Source organism: Halolamina pelagica, assembly GCF_001307315.1.
Lineage (GTDB): Archaea > Halobacteriota > Halobacteria > Halobacteriales > Haloferacaceae > Halolamina > Halolamina pelagica_B.
The window spans coordinates 183587-202341 of the sequence record NZ_LGUC01000002.1; the positions used below are offsets into that span (position 1 = coordinate 183587).

Consider the following 18755-nt stretch of genomic DNA (forward strand, 5'->3'; position numbering starts at 1 on the left):
CCAATTAAGCGTTCCGGCGGTCCCGCCGTGATAGTTACCCCCATACGAGTATTCAAATAGTTCGGTTCGCAACACACACCCGTATGAGCGAGGCAATCACTGACAGGAGCGCGCTGAGCGACGTGGAGCAGCGGATCGTCGACGAGATATCGATCGAGGAGCCCTGGAGTCTCCTCGAGGAGTTCTCCGAACTCGAACGCCTCTCCGGCTCCGAGGACGAACGAGCGGCTGCGGCGTATCTGACCGACCGGCTGGAGAGCTTCGGCGTCGACTACAACCGCTACGACCCCGAGCTGTACATCAGCCAGCCACACGACGCGACGATCCGGACGATCAACAAGACGTTCGAGCCAGGCATCGTCAAAACCGTCGGCTTCTCGGCGTCGACGACGGTCCAGGCGGACGTCGAGTACGTCGGGACGGCGAGCAGCGACCTCGTCGACGACGGGGAGGCCGGCCCCCGCGAGCCGTTCGCGGATCTGGACGACCTCGAGGGCGGATCGCCCTCGTCGACGGGGGGAGCTTCTCGATCGGCGCCACGACGGTGCTGGAGGAGAAAGGCGCCGGCGGCGTGATCGCGATCCACGAACACCGCCGGGAGCCACACGACGGCATCGCCACGCCCGTCTGGGGCGGCGCGCCGCCGTACGACGAGAAAGAACGGGTCCCTGACGTACCGATCGCGAACGTCACCAAACACGACGGCGAGATCCTCCGGGAGTGGGCCGAGAGCGACGAAGGGCTCGAACTCGAACTCTCGACGGACCTCACCACCGAGTGGATGGAGTGCCCCATCGTCGAAGCCCGGATCGAGGGCGAGGCCGACCCCGACAACGACGACTTCCTGCTGCTGCACGGCCACTACGACTCCTGGTACGTGGGGATCACCGACAACGCCACCGGCGACGCGGGGATGCTGGAACTCGCCCGCGTCCTCGAGGCACACAGCGACGACCTGCAACGCGACATCCGGATCTGCTGGTGGCCCGCGCACTCGACCGGCCGCTACGCCGGGTCGACGTGGTACACTGACGAGCACGCCCTGGAGATCGCCGAGCGCTGTGTCGCCCAGGTCAACATGGACAGCCCCGGCGCGAAGGACTCCGCGGAGTACACCGACATGTCCTGCTGGACCCCGGAGGCCCACGGGCTCGTGACCGACGCCATCGACGACGTGGCCGGCATCCCGTCGGCGGAGCAGTTCCCGCCCCGGGCGGGCGACTACTCCTTCGACAACATCGGCGTGACCGGGTTCTTCATGCTCGGCTCGAACATCCCGAAGGAGATCCGCGACGAGCGCGGCTACCACCCTGTCGGCGGCTGTGGCGGCAACTCCGACGCCTGGCACGTCTCGACGGACACGCTCGACAAGGCCGGGAAGGACGAACTCCTGCGGGACATCCGCATCTACGCGGTCAGCATCCTGCGCGTGTTGAACGCGGAGCTGCTGCCGTTCGATCACACCCGGTACGCGGACCGGCTGATCGACCAGGTCGAGGAGTACGACGACGCCGCGGGCGACCAGTTCGACTTCGGCCCGACCCTCGAGGAGCTCCGGGCGCTTCGTGACGAGATCGCGTCGTTCCGGGAGCGGGCGGAGGCCGGCGAGATCGACCCCGAGACCGCGAACCGGGCGATCACGGCGCTCTCGCGAACCCTGACGCGGCTCTACCTCGTCGAGGACGGGCAGTTCGAGCAGGACCCCGCGACGAGCCGCAACCCCGTCCCGCGGTACGATCCGGCCCGCGACTTCGCCCACATCGACGGCGACGACGCGCGCTTCCTCCAGGTCCAACTGAAGCGAGCCCAGAACGAGACGGTCCACGAACTCCGAACGGCCCGGGATCGGCTCCCGAACTGACGGCGACAGGCGGTCGACGACCGCCTGAGTAGATATTTGTCCCGGAGAACGGAACAGTCTGCCGGGCGGTACTGAGCCGCCCCCGCTTTCTGCTGACGGAACGCGTATTCTGACCTCGGGTGTAGGGTAATTCCTCCCGAAAATGCATGTTAACTAATAACACATCCCATTCTTCGAAATGAGAGTTCTGTTGTGCGGGAAATACTGAATCAAGATAACAACCGTACGCTTGTGATAGATTCTCCGTTCGTTCGTGACCGAGCGGAAATATCTCTCGTACCGGAACGCGGGTTCACTATGGCAATAATTAACACACTCTTACAGCAGTCGAATCGTGAGTTCGAGCTCCTTCTTCGCGTCCAGAAGCAGTTGGGAGTACTCGCCGTCGTCGTTGACGACACGGTTGATCGGGCCCGAGATGCCGAGTGCCCCGATCACGTTGTCGTCCTGGTCCTGGACCGGAACCGAAACCGCTCCCAGCCCCTCGACGGTCTCCTCCTTGTTGGTCGCGTAGCCTCGTTCCCGGACTTGCTCGAGCCGCTCGAAGAGCGTGTCGGGACTGGTGATCGTCTGCTCGGTGATCGCTTCGAGGCCGTTCTGGTCGATGTACGCCTCGACTTTCTCGCGTGGCCACGTCGAGAGGATGGCCTTCCCCCGGCGGTCGAGTGCAACGGCCGGAACGTCCGTGCGTCCGATTGGGAGAGCAGCCCGTTGCGCCCGGTCTCTTTGAACAGGTAGACGAGCCGGCGCTCCTCGTTCGTCGTGAACTGGACGAGCTCCTCGGACTCGTCGGCGAGCTCACGGACCTTTCGCTTGATCTTCGGGTAGGACGGATCCCGCAAGTGGATCTGGTTCGCGTAGCTGAGAAACTCGAAGGAGACGCGGTACTGGCCGTCCTCCCGGATCAGGTAGCCCGCCGACACCAGCGTCGAGAGGTGCCGGTGGATCGTGCTTTTTGACAACTCGAGCGCGTCAGAGACCGTTGTCAGGGACACTGGCTCGTTGTCTCGAACGAACTCGAGGATCCGAAAGGATCGCTCGACTGACTTCAACGAGCTCGAACTATTTGCCATGTATGTGCATCACGTTCGCAAGGGTCGGGGTTAAGTTTTCCGCTGGATGGAACAGAATTCCCGTCCATCCGGATTTTCGCCCCCGAAATAACGAAACACCTACATTTCGGCCACTGGCCGAGTCCAGCGTACGAGTGATCACAGCTCCCACGAGTGATCGACCGCTTGAGCAACCGAAGTCGCCGATGTGGGCCCGCTAAGAGTTCCCTCACACGCAGCGTCGGCTGCTCAAGGCAATCTCGGACCCGTACCCGACCGTGTGCCGCCGTTGTCAGGGCTAGCTGCGGGCCACGAGGTCATCAGCAACAGGTGCTCCGAACCGTCGCCGTTCGACCGCCCCGGTAGTGCGTACAGACCCACTGTGGCCTCACGCGTTCGCTCGAAAGAACTATGCCGGTTTAGTGGTAGCTCTACCCATGGGGACTGATAAGCAGTACCAGGGGTACGAGCCGTTCGACTATCTCGATGCTGGCGAGGACTACGACCAGTTCGAGACCCAGCGTGGCCCGCACTACTTCGACGACCCGTACGAGATCCCGCTCGGGGAGCAAGCGGCGGCGCGGGCAGACCGACTATCCGCGGCCGAGACGATCATCTCGCTCCACGAACACGCGTTCTACTTCCCCAAGAACATCGAGGAGATCGACGACTACTGCCGGCAGGGGCGGGCGATGACCGCCTACGACGCGCTGGCGGCGTCGAACCTCGACGCGGTGTTCGACTGGCATCTCGACGGTGTGCTCCGGATGCACTCGAAAAACGGGTGGAAGTTCTCCGAGGTCGTCCACGACCTGGGGATCAGGGCCGCCGACATCGCCAAACAGGAGTTCGTGACTCGAGCCGGGGACGTCGACGACATCCGGCAGGCCCACGAGAACGGGCAGGTCGCGATCGTACCGAGCATCGAGGGCTGCATGATGATCGAGAACGAACTCGACAGGCTCGACGTCCTCTACGGGCTCGGCGTCCGCGCACTCGGCATCACCTACAGCGAGTCGAACGCACTGGGCACCGGTATCAACGACGAGGACAGCGACGGCGGCCTCACCAGTTTCGGCGAGGACGCCGTCGAGCGAATGAACAAACTCGGGATCCTGATCGACCCGAGCCACGCCAGCAGGCAGACAACCCTCGATACCTGCGAAGCGAGTGACGACCCGGTGATGCTCTCACACAACGGCGCGCGAGCACTCCTCGACATCACTCGCCTCGACGCCGACGAGGTGCTCGAGGCCGTCGCGGACACCGGCGGCGTCATCGGAATCCAATCGGCGCCGCACAACGTCGCCTCGCCCGACCACCCGAAACACACCATCGAGTCCGTGATGGACCACTTCGAGTACGTCAAAGACCTCGTCGGCATCGACCACGTGTCGTTCGGTCCCGACACGCTCTACGGCGACCACGTCGGCCTCCACAAGTACATGGGGAAGAACTACGACAAGTACCCTGACTGGCAGGATATCGAGTTCGACTACGTCGAGGGAATGGAGAACCCCACTGAAGCGTGGCACAACATCGTCCGGTGGCTCGTCCGCGAGGGCTACACTGACGAGGAGATCCGCAAGGTCACCGGCGGGAACACGCTGCGGGTGCTCGAAACGGTCTGGTAAGGCGAACGCCCGACTCGGGCTCTTGGGCCCGCCCAACTGAATCCGCTGCGGGCCGGCGCAACTGGACCCAACTCCGGACGGCGGTCGATCCCTCAGTTCAGCGCCGAGTACCCGAGGCCGCTGGCCAGGCTCATCAGGACGGCGCCGATCCCGACTACCATCACTCGGTCCGTCGTCGTCGCGACGAGGTCCGAGAACGCGCCGAAAACCACGAGTGAGAGCCCGACCGCCGCCAGCACTGCGGCGACGCTCAGCGTCAGCATGAACAGCGTCTGTCCACCGGCAGCGATCAGTCGACTCACGGGGTTTGCGCTTTCAGCCATTGGATAGTCACGTGTTGCGGTACCACATAACGGTGTCGCCGCGAGCCGGCCAAACTGGAACCGTCCAGCGGTTTGGCTGCCGGTCGAGCCACCTCAGTCGTACAGGTGACAGGCGACCTGCCGACCGTCCGCCAGCTCGACCAGCTCCGGGCTGTCACGCTCACACGGCGTCGTGAACGCGTCGGCGAGTCGCTGGGCCGCCTCGTCGTCGTCACCGTTGGCCAACGCGAGGAGCGCGTCGTCGACGACCGACTCGGCGTCGGGGTCGACGAACGCGCCGTCGAACCGACGCTGCTTGATGGCGGCGGCGACCGACTCGGGATCGTCCGGGTCCGCGGCCTGTTTCCGCGCGCGGTCGACCCGGACCGAGCCGTCGTTTAGGGCCTGCCGGAGGTCCATCAGTTGGCGGAAGCGACCGTCCGCGAACTCGAACTCCTCCGGCGGGATAACCGCCGGACAGCGGGTGTGGAACCGACAGCCGGACGGCGGGTCCCGCGGCGATGGCGGCTCGCCACTGATGTCCACCGGCGTGCGTTCGACCGTCGGATCCGGCACTGGGACCGAGTCGACGAGCGCCGCTGTGTAGGGGTGTTTCGGATCCTCGACCAGTCGGTCGGTGTCGCCGACTTCGACGAACTCGCCGAGGTACATCACGGCGGTCCGGTCGCTGACGTTCCGGATCAGGCTCAGGTCGTGGCTGATGATGGACAGCGTCAGCCCCTCGTCGCGCCGGAGTCGCCGGAGGATGTTGAGGACGCTCGCCCGGATGCTCACGTCGAGCATCGAGACCGGCTCGTCGGCGAGCAAGAAGCTCGGATCGACGACCAGCGCCCGCGCGATCGAGACGCGTTGGCGCTCGCCGCCGCTGAGCTGGTCCGGGAACCGCGTCAGGTACTCTTCCGGCGGCGAGAGCCCCACTTCCGCGAGCGTCTGCTCGGCGACGGCGGTCCGCTCCGAGTAGCTCAGGTCGCGGTTCAGCAGCGCCAGCGGCTCCGTAACCGTCTGCTGAATCGTCATCCGCGGGTTCAGGCTCTCGAACGGGTCCTGGAAGATCATCTGGGCCGCGCGGCGGAACTCCTCGTTGGGGATGTCGCCGATGGCGTCGCCGTCCAACGAGATTGTCCCCTCCGTCGCCGGGTGGAGGTTGAGCAGCGTCCGGCCCAGCGTCGACTTCCCACACCCCGATTCGCCGACGATGCCGAAGATCTCGCCTTCCTTCACGTCGAAGGAGACGCCGTCGACGGCTTTCACCGGCGTCGGCTCGCGGCCGAGGATCGAGTCGAGCAGCCCGCTCTCGGCGTCGAAGTACTTCCGAACGCCCTCGGCCGCGAGCACCGATCGCTCGCCGGGCTCCGCGTCGTCGGCGTCACCCCCGGCGGCGCCACCCCACGTCTCGGGGTCGGCGGCCTCCTCTCGGAGGCGGTCGACCTCGTCGACGAAGTGACACCGCGAGCGGTGGTCGGCTGCCCCGGGTGCGGACGCCAGCTCCGGGCGGTACTGCTCGCACTCCTCGGTGGCGAACGGGCAGCGCTCAACGAACGGGCACCCCTGGTGTTCGCCCGTCAGTTCCGGTGCGGTGCCGGGGATGTCCACGAGTTCGCGGTCCGGATCGGTGATGTCCGGGAACGAGTTCGCCAGTCCCAGCGTGTAGGGGTTCGATGGGTTGCCGAACACGTCCTCGGCGCTCCCGACCTCCATCAGCTCGCCGGCGTACATCACGCCAACGTCGTCACAGGTCTCGGCCATCACGCCGATGTCGTGGCTGATGACGAGGATCGAGACCCCCATCTCGCGCTGGAGCGTCTCCAGTTCGGCGAGGATTTCGTCCTGCACGACCACGTCGAGCGCGGTCGTGGGTTCGTCGGCGATGATCAGGTCCGGGTCACACGACATCGCCATCGCGATGACCGCCCGCTGGAGCATCCCCCGGAGAACTCGTGGGGGTAGTCCGCCATCCGGTCGGGCGTGAGCCCCACCTGCTCGAACAGGTCCTCGGCGTGGTCACGGGCCTCCTCCCGGCTGCGGTCCGTGTGGAGTTGGATCACGTCGAGGATCTGGGAGCCGACGGTCTCGACGGGGTTGAGCGAGTTCATCACGTTCTGCGGGATGGTCGCGATCTCGTTCCAGCGCGTGGCCCGCAGTTCCTCGTCGCTCACCGCCGTGAGGTCGCGCCCGTCCTTCCGGACGCTCCCGCCCGTCACTTCGCCGTTGTCGTCGAGCAAGCCGATGAGCGCGCGGGCCGCGGTGGTCTTCCCACAGCCGGACTCCCCGACGAGGCCGAACGTGCTGCCGGCCTCGATCGAGAAGCTCACGTTCTGGACGGCGTGAACGTCCTGTTTGTCCTCCATGCGGTACGTGACTGAGAGGTCCTCTACCTCGAGGACCGTCCCGCGCGACTCGTCGGTCGTGGTCGGTGTGGTCGTGCTGCTCATTGGTTCGATCCGGGTTTCATGACGTCTTCGAGGCTGTAGCCGATGAAGTAGAACGACGCCGCCAGCAGGGCGATCATGATTCCCGGCGGGATCAGCCACCACGGCGCCGTGTAGATGTACCCCTGTACCTGAATCCACTGGAGCATCGTCCCCAGGACACCTGCGTGAAGTCCGCGAGGCCGAGGAACGCGAGGCTTGCCTGGATCAGGATGGCGAACGCGGCGTCCTGTGCGAGGTAGATGAACCCCAGCGGCAGGACGTTGGGCAGGATGTGTCGCCACATGATCCGGAAGTCACTCGCGCCGCTGGCCTCCGCAGCCTCCACGAACGGGCGCTTCGACAGCGAGAGCACCTGCCCGCGGACGACGATGGCGTTGTTCAGCCACGACTTCGCGACGATGCCGAGGATGATGTTCGTCGTCGTGACGCCGTTGATGAACACCAGCACGATCACCAGCGGCAGGAACGGCAGGCCGTACATCACGTCGACGACCCGCTGGATCCCTTCGTCGACCCACGTGTTACTGTAGTAGCCGCTGATCACTCCCAGCGGCACCCCGACCAGCGAGGAGAGGATCCCCGCGGCCAGCCCGATGAACAGTGCCGTCCGGGAGCCGTAGATCAGCTGGGTCAGGATCCCGTGGCCGAGGTGGTCGGTCCCCAGCGGCGCGAAGAACGGGTCACCGAACGCCGGCGGGTGGGGGAGCTGGCTCGCCTGCTGGAACGTGGGGTTGTTGCCGAAGGCTTGCCACTCCAGCGGGTGCGGGGCGATGTACGGGGCGAACACCGCGATGAAGGAGATCGCCGCGATGATGAACAGCCCCATCACACCCAGTTTGGACTGGGTGAACTGCTTCCAGGTCCGACGGGCGCCGACGACGAACGGGTAGAGCCGTTCGCGAACCGCGCTGCCGGTGTCCGCCTCGACCTCTTTGGTCTCGGTGGCCATCAGGCCTCACCCCCGAACTCGATCCGCGGGTCGATCATGGTGTACACCACGTCCGTGATCAGTCTGAGCACCACGATCAACACGCCGAGCGTGTAGAACGCGGCGAGCGCGGTCGGCAAGTCCTTCGCGAAGATGGCGTTGACCAGGAGCTGGCCGATGCCCGGCCAGGAGAACACCGTCTCGACGATGACCGAGCCGTCGATCATGAACGCGATGCCGATGATGCCCTGCGTGACGACCGGGATGAGCGCGTTCCGAGCCCCAAACCGGGTCATCACCGTCGGCTCGTCGTACCCCTGAGCGCGGGCGAAGTCGACGTAGTCGGCGTCGACAACGTCCTGCATCGTCGTCCGCATGATCAGCATCGGGCCGGCCCACCCGACCAACGCCAGCGAGAGCACCGGTAGGGTCATGTGCCAGAGGAGGTTGGTCACCGCCCCGGCCCAGCCGAAGCTGCTGGTGAACGCCGGCATCATCGACCCGCTGGGGAACAGCCCCAGTTCGTAGGAGAACACGCCCACGAGGATCCACCCCAGCCAGAAGAAGGGAATGGAGTACATGAACAGCCCCGTCGTGAACCCCCGAGATCGGTCTTCGTGCCGCGTTTCCAGCCCAGGAAGGTCCCGATGATCGTCCCCATCGAGTACTGGAGCATGAACGCCGGCGCGAACAGCACCAGCGTCGGCACGAACCGGTCGAGCAGTCGATCGCGAACCGGCTCTAGCGTCTGGACAGAGTAGCCGAAGTCGAACAGCGTCACGGTGGTGATGAACTCGATGTACTGCCGCCAGAGGGGTTGGTTGAGGCCGAACCGTTGCTTGATGTTCTCGATCTGTTCGCTCGTCATCCCCGGCCCCACGAGTGCGTCGATCGGGCTGCCCGGCATCGCGTGCATCAAGACGAACAGCAGGCTCGCGAGCACGTAGATCGTGACGACGCTGATCGCCACTCGGCGGAGGAGATATCGACCGGTTATTCGAACCATGACGGTGGAGGGGGTTAGGCTTCGCGGACGTTGAGGTAGGTCCACGGGTTCTGCGTGATGCCACCCGGTACCTTCACCCACCCCTCGAACGCGTTCGAGGAGGCGTGGAGCCGGTTGGGGTACTCCGTCACGAGCACCGGCTGGTCCTCGTACACCCGGGCCAGCGCCTCCTTGGTGGCCGCCTTCTGGGCGTCGGGCTCGAAGGTGGTTTGCACCTTCGAGATCAGGTCGTCGGCGTTGGTGTACCCCATCGGGTTGAGGTTGACCTCGTCGCTCGACGAGTCGGCGTCGACGCTGCCGCTCGTGAGCCAGAACCCCATGTACATGTGGGGCTTGGGCATCCAGATCCAGCCCGAAGACCACATGTCGAAGTCTTCCTGCACCCAGATGAGGGAGTTCTGGGACCCCTCGGCCACCGGCTGGGTCTCCGCGGGAATCCCCACCTCGTTGAGGTTCTCGACGAATCTGGCGCCCGCCTGCGCCTCGACCGGCGCGGTGCTGGGTGGCGTAATCACGAGGCTGATCGGGCCCTGGCCGGCCTCACCATCGTTGTTCGTGTGGGCCTCGGTGAGCAGTTCGCCGTCGACGCGGATCTCCTGATCGCCGGTGACCACGTCGGACTCGACCGGGCCGAACGTGTACTCGTGGTCGCCGTCGGCGTTGCGCAGGAACTCACGAGCCTGCTCCACGTCGAGCTCGCCGTCGTCAGTCTTGTAGGGGCCGTGGTCCATCGGCTGGTCGAAGCTGTCGGGACGCCACGGCTCGTACACCTTCGCGGCGACGTAGTCGCCGGTCTCGGTCAGGCCGCGCCGGAGCTGGCTCTGCAAGTAGTTGTACGGGTAGATGAACCCGAGGCTCTGGCGGAACGGCTTGTCGTCGAAGGGGACCCGGCGCATGTTGTGGGCGATGTAGTTGTAGCCACGCGCCCGTGAGTTCCACACCTTGACCGAGTCAGTGTCCTGGAGCTGGAACGCACGGTTCGGCGTGATGGAGCTGTACGTCAAGTCGACGTTGCCCCGCTGGAGCTCCTGGATCAGCGTCGTCATGTCGCCGAACACGCGGAACCGGAGGTTTTCGATGAACGGCCCCTCGTGAATCTCGTCGGGGAGCAGGTCGGGGTTGGCGGTGAGTTCGTACCAGTTCCCGGGGTTTGAGTCCGACCACTCGAACCCATGTGCGCCGATGAGTTCGTCCGGCGAGTACTGGGTGTAGTCGTCGACCTCCTGCCAGACGTGTGCCGGCAGGAGGGGGACTGCGAACACCCCGGTCTCGGGCGTGAACACCGCAGCCGTGCTACTCTCGAGTTCGAACTCCAAGGAGTAGTCGCCGGTGGCCTCGATGCTCGCGAGCTGGTTCGTGTTCGACTCGTAGCGGTGGCCGGACTGGTCCATCAGGTACTGGAACCACCACGCCACCCCTCGGCGTCCAGCGGCTCGCCGTCGGACCACTGGAACCCCTCGGTCAGCGTCACCTCACCGGTGAGCGAATCGGGATCGAACGACCAATCGTTGAACACGTAGGGGTGGGTGTTCTCCACGTCGGCGGGGTCGCGTACCGTCGGGTACGGATACATACGGTCCATGATCGCCCACGCGTCGGCGTCGGAGGTGACGAGCGGGTTGAACGCCTGTGGCTCCGCGCCGAGGCCGACGATCGGCTTCCCCCCGCGTTGGACGTCCTCATCGGTCGAGAGCGGGGTCCCTCCGCGGTGCCGGTCGGACTGTCAGTCGCCGAGCCGGTGGCCGTCTCCGTGCCGTCGCCGCCGGTACAACCGGCGAGCGCCACCGTGCCGCCGATGACGCCGTACCGGAGGACCGACCGACGGTCTACCAACTGCTCGAACTCTGGGCTGTCTTCTGGCATGTTGCTCTATCCCACGCGAACGAGCCCCGAGGGATAAGTGTTAGCATAGGGCCGCGCTCGAAACTGTCGAAAAAGAAATACTCCCGCCTTTCAGAGATGATCGTCGAACCACGACCGCGTCCGCTCGACTGCGTCACGCCGGTTGGCTTCGTCGCGGAAGCCGTGCCCCTCGTTCTCGTAGATGGTGGCGTCGAAGGGAACGGGGCCGTCGTCGAGTTCGTCGATCAGCGCTTCGGCTTGGTTGATCGGGACCCGTTCGTCCTCGGCGCCGTGGAGGACGCGGAGCGGCGTTTCGACGTCGTCGAGGGCAAACGCCGCGCTGGCGGCGCGGTAGAGTTCTTCCTCCTCCTCCGGGGTGCCGCCCATGTCTCGCTCGGTGAGCAGGCGGCCGACGCGGTCGACCTCTTCGTAGTCGGTGAACTGGTTCGAGACGCCGTACCACTCCACGGCTGCGTCCCAGACGTCGGGGTAGCGAGTGACGCTCATCAGCGTCATGAAGCCACCCCACGACCCGCCGTAGATACCGACACCGTCCGTGGTGTACGGCAGCGACCGCACGAACCGAGCGGCCTCGCGGGCGTCGTCGACCTGCCCGCCGTGCCAGTCCCCATCGAGAGTTCCTGGAACGCGCGGCCGTAGCCGCCCGACCCGCGGAAGTCGATTGCGAACACGACGTAGCCATGGGCCGCCAGATACTGCTCGATCGGATGCCAGCCGTCGCCGTACTGGAAGTGGCCCCCGCCGTGGACCTGTACCAGCGCCGGCGCCGGATCGTCCTCGGTAACGCTCTCCGGCTTGTAGAGGTAGCCGTTGACGTACTGCCCGTCGAAGCTCTCGTAGGTAACGTTCTCGGGGACGACGACGCCGTCGGGCACCTCGGGGTCGCGGAGCTGCTGCTCGTGGCCGCCCGCAGTGGGGATCGCCCGCGGGTGGGGCGGGCGATCCGCTTCGGCGTACGAGAAGCCGAGGTACTCGCCGTCCGGCGAGAGCGCGATCGGCCCGGCACCGAACACGCCGTCGTGAACCGTCACCCGGGTCGGGATCCCCCGCGCGTCGCTCTCGTCGTGGAGCAGCATCGCCTCGATCTGTTGCTCCCCACGCTCGCGGGTCGGGAAGAACAAGCGGTCGTCGCCGTCCCACACCGGCTGTTGGACGTTGTACTGGTGGGATGCCTCGACCGGGTAGATCTCCCGGCTCCCTTTCCGGAGGTCGTGGACGTGGATGTCCTCGGAGTGGCGGTACCACGGTTCCGCGACCTCCTTTGCGAAGAACGCGACGCGGTCGCCCGAGGGCGACCACGACGGCACTGACGTGACGCTCAGGCCGCGAGTGAGCCGGTCGACCTCGCCGGTCCCCACGTGGACGACGTGGGCCTCGTCGGCCCAGTCACGGCCCTGCCAGTCGGCGGCGCCAACGTAGGCGATCCGGTCACCCTCCGGCGACCACGACGGCTCCCAGCGCTTGTCGTCGTGGGGGTTCGCGCCCTCGGTGACCTGTTCGAGGTTGCTTCCGTCCCTGTCGACCACCCAGATGTCGTTGCCGGCGTCGCCGCGGCTCGAAATGAACGCGATGCGCTCGCCGTCCGGCGAGAACCGCGGCGCGTTGTCGAACGCGTCGCTCGGCGCCGGTGTCGACTCCTCGCCGGTCTCGGTGTCGTAGACGCGAACGTCGCCGTCGCGGGTGTAGAGCAGGTGCCGGCCCGCCGGGCACCAGTCCACCTGCCCCCAGCGCCCGGAGATGCGTTCGTCGAACGCGGCCACGCGCTCGGAGGCGTCGATGTCGAACCGGTAGTCGTAGACCGCATCGGCGCCGCGTTCGCGCTCGACGTAGGTGAGTCGTCGCGGCTCGCCCGGGCGCCACGTCACCGAGAGGGCGTCGGCGAGGTTCATCACGTCCGGATCGCTCGTCTCCGTCATCGGCGCTCACCCCAATCGGCCGATCCGCTGTCACCGTCCGCCCGCGCGCCACCGCCGTCGGTCACAGCTTCGGCCTCCCGATCCGCGTAGGGTTCGCCGTACCCGATCTCGTCGAAGAACTCCCTGACTCTGGCGAGGTACTGGTCGGCCTGGTCGAAGTTCGGCGAGTGGCCGCTACTCTCGAATATCACCAACCGGGAGTCCGGCACCAAGTCGGCGATCTCGACACTTGCCTCCGGTGGCGTGATCCAGTCGTGGCGGCCCACAGTGACCAGCGCGGGCACGTCCACGTCCGGCAGGTCGTCGGTGTAGTCCATGTTGGGGTAGGCGTTGGTGAACATCTCGTTGTGGGTTTCGTGGTGGAAGTCGCGCTCGGCGGTCGCCTCCTTGGCCGACTCCACGTCGAACTCGTCGAGAGTCGGCGCGTACAGCGGCAGCATCCCCAGCCAAATGCGTTCGAACTCCGCGTCGGACTCGACGTTGCCGTCCATCACGGTCATGAACTCCTCCCAGGTGATGTCGGGCAGGTCGAAGTTCCGAGCCTTCATCGCGTCCCAGGTCTCGCGGGCGTTCTCCACGGAGTTGTCCTCGTAGGCGTGGGAGGCCGTGGTGTCCCGCAGGACGAACCCTTTGAAGTGGTCCTTCTCGCCGAAGCGGGTGGCGTACTCCTGGGTGATGAAGCCGCCGTAGGAGCCGCCGACGAGCACCACCTCATCCAGCCCGAGATGCTGGATCAGTCCCTCGCAGTCCTTCGCGTACTGTTCGTTCGAGTAGGGCTCGGTCAGACTCGATTGGCCGCAGCCGCGGTGATCGTACACGACTAGGCGGTAGTTGTCGGTGAGCGCTTCGAAGGCTTCCTTGCCTTTCTGGTGGTCACTGATGCCCGGCCCGCCGTGCAGCGACACGATGGCCGGCGCATCCTCTGGACCGTGGACCTCGTAGTAGAGGTCGGCCCCGTTGATCTCTGCGTACATCCTCGGCATACCCACTCGGGCGGCCCGGCAAATAGCTTGTGTACAGGTCACACTTACCGCGATAGGGCCGCCGCGCGCCGTGTGGCGGTGTGACGACCCAAACGGCTAAGTAGCGCTCCGTCACCTGTGGGAACTATGGGCGCAGACAAGCAGTACGACGGCTACGACCCGTACGACTACCTCGAGGCCGACGAGGACTACCGCCACTTCGACCTCACCTCGAAAACCGCGGGCTTCGAGCCCCGGACGCTCGAACTCACCGACGAGGAGGAGGAACGCCTGGCCGAACTCACCGAGGACACCGTGCTCTCGCTGCACGAGCACGCGTTCCAGTTCCCTGCGGACATCGACGAGGACCTGTTCGACTACATCCGCGAGGGGCGGATCCACACCGCCTACGAGTTCCTCGCGGAGACGCCGCTGGACGCCGTTTTCGACATGCAGTTGGACGGGCTCTCCTCGGTCCACTCGCTGCACGGCTGGAAGTGGGACGACATCACCCACGAAGTCAGCATGCGGGCCTGCGATCTCGCACACTCGGAGTACGCGTTCCAGTGCCGGAGCGTCGACGACATCCACCGCGCCCGGGAGAACGGGCAGATCGCCGTCGTCCAGTGTGTCGAGTCGGCGGCGATGATCGAGAACGAACTCGACCGCATCGAGCAGCTGTACGGCATGGGCGTGCGCTCGATGGGGATCACCTACAACACCTCGAACGCGCTGGGCACCGGTGGCGGCGACATCCGCGAGCGTGACGGCGGCCTCACCGGGTTCGGCGCCCGCGCCGTCGAGCGCATGAACGACGTGGGGATGGCGGTCTCGGTCAGCCACGCCAGCCCGCAGACCTCACTCGACGTGTGCGAGGTGAGCGACCAGCCCGTGTTCGACACCCACGCGCTGGCGAAGGGCGCTGGCATGGGCGCCCGCGGCACCTCCGACGAGGTGTTCGAGGCCATCGCCGACACGGGCGGCGTCGTCGGCCTGCTCTCCTCGACGCATCTGCCCGACATCGAGACGTACATGGAGCACTTCGAGTACGTCGTCGACCTGATCGGCATCGACCACGTGGCGTTCGGGCCGGACGTGCTGTACGGCGACCACACCGAACTCCTGCGCACGCTCTCGGAGTTCCACGGGATGGAACTCCCCGAATCCACGCTCGAGAGCGAGTACGTCGACGGCCTGGAGAACCCCACGGAGGCGTGGCAGAACATCCCGCGCTGGCTGGTCGCCAACGGCTACAGCGACGAGGAGATCCGAAAAGTGCTCGGCGGGAACGTGCTCCGCGTGCTCGAACAGGTCTGGTAACGCCCGCCAGTTCGGTATCGCTCGCTTTCCGGCGGTATTTGGCGCTGTTTTTGCTGACTTCGTCGCTGTCTCCCTGCGTCGACGACTGCCGTGACCACCCGACACGAGGCCGTTTTCGGGACAAATCCCCGTCGATCACTACTGGATAATTCGCGCGACATTCTTTTGAACTCAATAGTTATTCACCGATTAACCGCTAGTAAAAACACCCATACCCGTTGTACCAGGACCTCGAATGATCGGCTATCCCAAATCCCGACGCGGGAATTGTGTCATCCGGTGGCACAGTCACTCCGGGCAGTCACAGAACGCGCCAGCCGCCAGCGCGTCGTCGATCGGCACGGCGGCGCCGCAGTCGCTGCAACTGACGCGGATGGTGACCTCGGGTTCGATGTCGCCACCCGCCTCGAGTTCGCCCTTGTTGACGAGCGAGCGGACCGCGTCGCTGGCTTCCGCGGCCGTGTACGTCGCTAGCTGTTCGAGGCGGTCGGCTTCCCACTCCGCGGGCGGAGCGGGCTCGCGTTCCTCGTCCAAACAGTCCCGGAGATGCGTCCGAACGACGCTGTAAGAGACGAAATCGTCGCGCAGCGCGTCGACGGCGACGCCCTCCCGGCGGAGCAGATCGGTGACCGCGGCGGCGGTGGCCTCGTCGTCGCCCGTCAGCCGGTCGTACCGAGAGCGGGCCTCGCCGCCGCCGGTCGCGACGCCGGCACGCTCCATTTCGCGGCGCAGCAACGTGGCGTTCAGCCAGTCTGCGAGCCGGCGGTAGCCCATCCGTTCGCCCGACTCGCCGTGCCAGCGCCCGACGAGTTCGTCGTCGAGCCGTCCGAGCCCCCGGTCGTCGAGCACCCGACACACCTTACAGCCGTGATCGCTCATTGCGCCCGACTACCGGCCGGAGGCAGAAATAGCTCCGGCCTCAGGCGTCGTCGGTCTCCCGCAGCTCCTGTCGGTAGTAGTCCTCGAGATCGCTTCGGCGGTCGGTCACGACGATGAAGTCGATCTGCGCGACGCAGTCGTACCCCCGGATCTCGGCGACCATTTCCTCGACGTCGGCGATCGTCGGCGCCATCCCGACGCCGTAGATGTCGTACGTGCCGATCCCCTTGGTGACGTGCCAGAACGGTAACTCGGCGATGCGCTCGAACGCCTCGTCCTTGTCGCCCGGGCCGTCCGTCGCCCGCACGGAGATGCGGACGATCTCCCAGGCGAGCTGTTCGGGGTTGAGCAGGAAAAACGGCGTCGTCGCCGCCATCAGGTCGGTCACGCGGCGGCGCACCCCTTCGGCGCTCATCTCGTAGCCTTCCTCCGAAAGCCGCCGCGAGAGCGTCTGGTAGGACATCCGGGGATCCTCCGAGAGGATCACCAGGATCTGGGTGTCGATCGCGTCGAACGCGGCGAACGGCGATTCGCTCATACCCATCCTGTCGGGGCCGGGCTGTTAATGGTACCGCCGGCCGGCGACGCCCCAACCGCGAGATCGTCAGATCTCCGTGACCCGATCGTACGCGTCGTCGAGCGCCGCAGCGTCCTCCGGGAGCAGCGCGACGAGCACGTACTGACTGTACTCCGCGAAGTAGTCGACGAGCGCCGCGATCCGCGCGGAGTCGATCGCCTCGAGCGAGTCCAGAATCATGAACGGCACCGTCTCGTACACCTCGTGGACGAGATAGCCCGCGAGCGCGAACACCAGCCCCGTCACCTCACGCTCGCTCTCGGAGAGATGCGCAACGGTGTCCTCGTAGGCCGCGCCGGACTCCGTCGTGCGGACGACGTGGAGTTCGAGCGCGCGCTCGCTCACGGTCCGGCGGCCCTTCCGAACCTCGCGCTCGACGCGCTCGATCCAGATCCGGTCGAGGTTCTCGTAGTCGAGCCGGTCGAGGATCGAGTCCATGTGTTCGTTGAACGCCTCGACCGCGTTCCGTTCGATGCGCTCGATTCGGGTCCGGAGCTGTTCGATCTGCTCGTTCACGTCGTTCAGTTCCGCCGCCACGTCGCTCTCCTCGCCGATGTGGGCCTCGGCCTCGGCGATGTCGGCCTCGACGCCCTCGAGATCGCCCTCCAGCCGGCCGAGTTCGTACTCCAGTTCGTTCGCCGTCTTGTGGAGGTCCAGCATCTCCTCGTGCGCCTCGTCCTCCAGCTCCTCGACGGCGGCTTCGACCTGCTCGATCTCGTCGGTCAACGCTTCGCGACGGTCCCGCAGGTCGTCGACGGCGGCCTCGGTCCGCTCGATCTCGCCGTCGAGTTCGGCCAGCCGGCTTTCGGTCCGTTCGCGCTCCTCGTTGCGCTGTTCGATCTCGCGTTTCTCGGCGCGAAGCTCCTCGATCTCCCGCTCCAGGCGGTCGACCTCACCGACCGTCGACTGACTGCGCTCGCGCAACTGCGCGACGGTCGACTCGATCTGCTCCGGGTCGACCGCCGTGCCACAGGTCCAGCAGGTGACGGCGTCGTCGACGAGCTGGTCCGTGACGGCGCCGTCGTCGCCGCCCGCGGCGACTGGCGAGGTCGGCCCGTCGTCCTCGAGCAGCTCCTCGTTGAACCGGATGACGCTCTGGAGCTCGTCGACCTGCGTCTCGAGTTCGCCCTTCCGTTCCCGAAGCTCCCGGAGCCGACTGTCGATCGCCGTGGCGTCGGCGTCCGCGTCGTCGTCGAGTTCGTCCAGCGCGTCCTCACACTCTCGGCGCTCCTTCCGGAGTTCGTCGAGGCTCTCTTGCTCGGTTTCGAGCTCGTACCGGACGTCGTCGAGGGCGGCGCGCTTCTCCCGGAGCTCCTCGAGTCGGTTCTCGAGTTCGGACTGCTCCTCACGGCGCGTCTCGAGGTCGGCGTCGGCGGCGTCGAGTGCGGCCTCCGTCTCCTCCAGGTCGGCTTTGGTCGACTCGATCTCCGCTTTGAGCGTCTCGCGGCGGGTTTCGAGTTCGCGAAGCTCCCCTTTCCGGTCGTCGATGGCGTCGAGTTCGGCGTCGAGCGACTCACGCCGGTCCTGGAGGCGATCGATCTCGGCCTGGATCTCCTCGGTGTCGACGGGGCGCATGATGAGCTCCCGCAGGTCGGCGCTGGTCGCGACCGCCCGCCGGGCCTCGTTCGACTCGAGCAAGAACGCGAACAGGTCCGCGACCCCGGGATCGTCGAGGTACGGCTCGCCGGCCCGGTCGACTCCCTCCGACCGCCGGGAGAACGTCCGCGTGTACGTCTCCTCGCCGAGATCGATCGTGACCTCGGCCTCGTCGGCGTCGCCCTTCATCGCGACGTTCTCGCTGCCGAGGCCGGCCATCACAGCCTTGAGAAACGAGGTCCGGTTGGTCGCGTTTCGGCCGACAAAGATCGTCACGCCGGGGTCGAAGGTGACCTCCGTCTCCTGAATCCCCCGATGTTTCGGGCGTGGACAGTCGTCCTCGGAGCTGAGGCCTGTTGTCGCTGCATAGCCAGCTAGTCAGGGGAAAATCGTATAAACTTGTCGG

At 66.0% G+C, this 18755-nt stretch carries 20 protein-coding genes and 1 pseudogene; 4 read left to right on the forward strand and 17 right to left on the reverse strand.

The window, feature by feature from the left end; translation table 11 throughout:
• Positions 1 to 83: 83 nt before the first annotated feature.
• Positions 84 to 575: a hypothetical protein gene (locus SY89_RS18800; protein WP_239685692.1), complete on the forward strand. Its 492-nt coding sequence runs from the start codon at positions 84 to 86 to the stop codon at positions 573 to 575.
• On the forward strand, positions 545 to 1861 hold the full coding sequence (locus SY89_RS14565) for a M28 family metallopeptidase (protein ID WP_239685693.1): 1317 nt from the start codon (positions 545 to 547) through the stop codon (positions 1859 to 1861). The genes SY89_RS18800 and SY89_RS14565 overlap by 31 nt, the downstream gene beginning before the upstream one ends.
• Before the next feature lie 318 nt (positions 1862 to 2179).
• Here the strand turns inward: SY89_RS14565 and SY89_RS18805 are convergent, their stop codons facing one another.
• Positions 2180 to 2557: an IclR family transcriptional regulator domain-containing protein gene (locus SY89_RS18805; protein WP_080506767.1), complete on the reverse strand. Its 378-nt coding sequence runs from the start codon at positions 2555 to 2557 to the stop codon at positions 2180 to 2182.
• Between the two features lie 209 nt (positions 2558 to 2766).
• Positions 2767 to 2934, reverse strand: a pseudogene (locus SY89_RS18810) (helix-turn-helix domain-containing protein); the annotation flags it as partial.
• A gap of 416 nt (positions 2935 to 3350) precedes the next feature.
• Between SY89_RS18810 and SY89_RS14575 the strand changes: the two are divergent.
• Positions 3351 to 4547: a dipeptidase gene (locus tag SY89_RS14575; protein ID WP_054584886.1), complete on the forward strand. Its 1197-nt coding sequence runs from the start codon at positions 3351 to 3353 to the stop codon at positions 4545 to 4547.
• Between the two features lie 92 nt (positions 4548 to 4639).
• Here the strand turns inward: SY89_RS14575 and SY89_RS14580 are convergent, their stop codons facing one another.
• The 12 genes from SY89_RS14580 to SY89_RS14630 all read right to left on the reverse strand — a co-directional run bounded on the left by SY89_RS14580 (position 4640) and on the right by SY89_RS14630 (position 13989).
• The gene (locus SY89_RS14580; RefSeq protein WP_054584887.1) at positions 4640 to 4870 is read right to left on the reverse strand and encodes a hypothetical protein; all 231 of its coding nucleotides are present in this window, start codon (positions 4868 to 4870) and stop codon (positions 4640 to 4642) included.
• 93 nt (positions 4871 to 4963) lie between these two features.
• Positions 4964 to 6793, reverse strand: coding sequence for an ABC transporter ATP-binding protein (locus SY89_RS14585; protein WP_054584888.1), 1830 nt, complete (start codon positions 6791 to 6793; stop codon positions 4964 to 4966).
• On the reverse strand, positions 6742 to 7302 hold the full coding sequence (locus tag SY89_RS18815; protein WP_054584889.1) for an ATP-binding cassette domain-containing protein: 561 nt from the start codon (positions 7300 to 7302) through the stop codon (positions 6742 to 6744). Before SY89_RS18815 ends, SY89_RS14585 begins: the two co-directional genes overlap by 52 nt.
• The gene (locus SY89_RS17835) at positions 7299 to 7448 is read right to left on the reverse strand and encodes a hypothetical protein (RefSeq protein ID WP_204374476.1); all 150 of its coding nucleotides are present in this window, start codon (positions 7446 to 7448) and stop codon (positions 7299 to 7301) included. Before SY89_RS17835 ends, SY89_RS18815 begins: the two co-directional genes overlap by 4 nt.
• Positions 7394 to 8251, reverse strand: a complete 858-nt coding sequence (locus SY89_RS14595; protein WP_204374477.1) for an ABC transporter permease — start codon at positions 8249 to 8251, stop codon at positions 7394 to 7396. The genes SY89_RS17835 and SY89_RS14595 overlap by 55 nt, the downstream gene beginning before the upstream one ends.
• Positions 8251 to 8811: an ABC transporter permease gene (locus SY89_RS14600; RefSeq protein ID WP_080506769.1), complete on the reverse strand. Its 561-nt coding sequence runs from the start codon at positions 8809 to 8811 to the stop codon at positions 8251 to 8253. Before SY89_RS14600 ends, SY89_RS14595 begins: the two co-directional genes overlap by 1 nt.
• Positions 8724 to 9236, reverse strand: a complete 513-nt coding sequence (locus SY89_RS14605; protein WP_189319209.1) for an ABC transporter permease family protein — start codon at positions 9234 to 9236, stop codon at positions 8724 to 8726. The genes SY89_RS14600 and SY89_RS14605 overlap by 88 nt, the downstream gene beginning before the upstream one ends.
• Positions 9237 to 9250: 14 nt before the next feature.
• Positions 9251 to 10651: an ABC transporter substrate-binding protein gene (locus SY89_RS14610; protein WP_189319210.1), complete on the reverse strand. Its 1401-nt coding sequence runs from the start codon at positions 10649 to 10651 to the stop codon at positions 9251 to 9253.
• Positions 10627 to 10809, reverse strand: a complete 183-nt coding sequence (locus SY89_RS14615) for a hypothetical protein (RefSeq protein ID WP_189319211.1) — start codon at positions 10807 to 10809, stop codon at positions 10627 to 10629. The genes SY89_RS14610 and SY89_RS14615 overlap by 25 nt, the downstream gene beginning before the upstream one ends.
• Before the next feature lie 380 nt (positions 10810 to 11189).
• Positions 11190 to 11657, reverse strand: coding sequence for an alpha/beta hydrolase family protein (locus SY89_RS17480; protein ID WP_239685694.1), 468 nt, complete (start codon positions 11655 to 11657; stop codon positions 11190 to 11192).
• Positions 11591 to 13015, reverse strand: a complete 1425-nt coding sequence (locus SY89_RS14625; protein WP_054584895.1) for a S9 family peptidase — start codon at positions 13013 to 13015, stop codon at positions 11591 to 11593. The genes SY89_RS17480 and SY89_RS14625 overlap by 67 nt, the downstream gene beginning before the upstream one ends.
• Positions 13012 to 13989, reverse strand: coding sequence for an alpha/beta fold hydrolase (locus SY89_RS14630; RefSeq protein ID WP_054584896.1), 978 nt, complete (start codon positions 13987 to 13989; stop codon positions 13012 to 13014). The genes SY89_RS14625 and SY89_RS14630 overlap by 4 nt, the downstream gene beginning before the upstream one ends.
• 135 nt (positions 13990 to 14124) lie before the next feature.
• On the opposite strand from SY89_RS14630, the gene SY89_RS14635 reads away from it, so the two are divergent.
• Positions 14125 to 15297, forward strand: coding sequence for a dipeptidase (locus SY89_RS14635; RefSeq protein WP_054584897.1), 1173 nt, complete (start codon positions 14125 to 14127; stop codon positions 15295 to 15297).
• A gap of 288 nt (positions 15298 to 15585) precedes the next feature.
• On the opposite strand, the gene rdfA is transcribed toward SY89_RS14635, so the two are convergent.
• The 3 genes from rdfA to SY89_RS14650 form a co-directional block, all read right to left on the reverse strand.
• Positions 15586 to 16176 (reverse strand): rod-determining factor RdfA, encoded by a 591-nt coding sequence (rdfA, locus tag SY89_RS14640; protein ID WP_054584898.1) that lies wholly within the window; start codon positions 16174 to 16176, stop codon positions 15586 to 15588.
• A gap of 40 nt (positions 16177 to 16216) precedes the next feature.
• Positions 16217 to 16714, reverse strand: a complete 498-nt coding sequence (locus SY89_RS14645) for an Lrp/AsnC family transcriptional regulator (protein ID WP_054584899.1) — start codon at positions 16712 to 16714, stop codon at positions 16217 to 16219.
• Positions 16715 to 16780: 66 nt separating this feature from the next.
• Positions 16781 to 18658 carry an archaea-specific SMC-related protein gene (locus SY89_RS14650; RefSeq protein ID WP_054584900.1) on the reverse strand — a complete coding sequence of 626 codons (1878 nt, stop codon included), beginning with the start codon at positions 18656 to 18658 and terminating at the stop codon, positions 16781 to 16783.
• Positions 18659 to 18755 lie beyond the last annotated feature (97 nt).

Coding starts and splice junctions, on each gene's coding strand:
- rdfA (WP_054584898.1), bottom strand. CDS start 16,176: ATGAGCGATCACGGCTGTAAGGTGTGTCGGGTGCTCGACGACCGGGGG.
- SY89_RS14615 (WP_189319211.1), bottom strand. CDS start 10,809: ATGTATCCGTACCCGACGGTACGCGACCCCGCCGACGTGGAGAACACC.
- SY89_RS18800 (WP_239685692.1), top strand. CDS start 84: ATGAGCGAGGCAATCACTGACAGGAGCGCGCTGAGCGACGTGGAGCAG.
- SY89_RS17835 (WP_204374476.1), bottom strand. CDS start 7,448: ATGCTCCAGTGGATTCAGGTACAGGGGTACATCTACACGGCGCCGTGG.
- SY89_RS14645 (WP_054584899.1), bottom strand. CDS start 16,714: ATGAGCGAATCGCCGTTCGCCGCGTTCGACGCGATCGACACCCAGATC.
- SY89_RS14585 (WP_054584888.1), bottom strand. CDS start 6,793: ATGCTCCAGCGGGCGGTCATCGCGATGGCGATGTCGTGTGACCCGGAC.
- SY89_RS14635 (WP_054584897.1), top strand. CDS start 14,125: ATGGGCGCAGACAAGCAGTACGACGGCTACGACCCGTACGACTACCTC.
- SY89_RS18815 (WP_054584889.1), bottom strand. CDS start 7,302: ATGAGCAGCACGACCACACCGACCACGACCGACGAGTCGCGCGGGACG.
- SY89_RS14580 (WP_054584887.1), bottom strand. CDS start 4,870: ATGGCTGAAAGCGCAAACCCCGTGAGTCGACTGATCGCTGCCGGTGGA.
- SY89_RS14600 (WP_080506769.1), bottom strand. CDS start 8,811: ATGTACTCCATTCCCTTCTTCTGGCTGGGGTGGATCCTCGTGGGCGTG.
- SY89_RS14575 (WP_054584886.1), top strand. CDS start 3,351: ATGGGGACTGATAAGCAGTACCAGGGGTACGAGCCGTTCGACTATCTC.
- SY89_RS14630 (WP_054584896.1), bottom strand. CDS start 13,989: ATGTACGCAGAGATCAACGGGGCCGACCTCTACTACGAGGTCCACGGT.
- SY89_RS14625 (WP_054584895.1), bottom strand. CDS start 13,015: ATGACGGAGACGAGCGATCCGGACGTGATGAACCTCGCCGACGCCCTC.
- SY89_RS14595 (WP_204374477.1), bottom strand. CDS start 8,251: ATGGCCACCGAGACCAAAGAGGTCGAGGCGGACACCGGCAGCGCGGTT.
- SY89_RS14605 (WP_189319209.1), bottom strand. CDS start 9,236: ATGGTTCGAATAACCGGTCGATATCTCCTCCGCCGAGTGGCGATCAGC.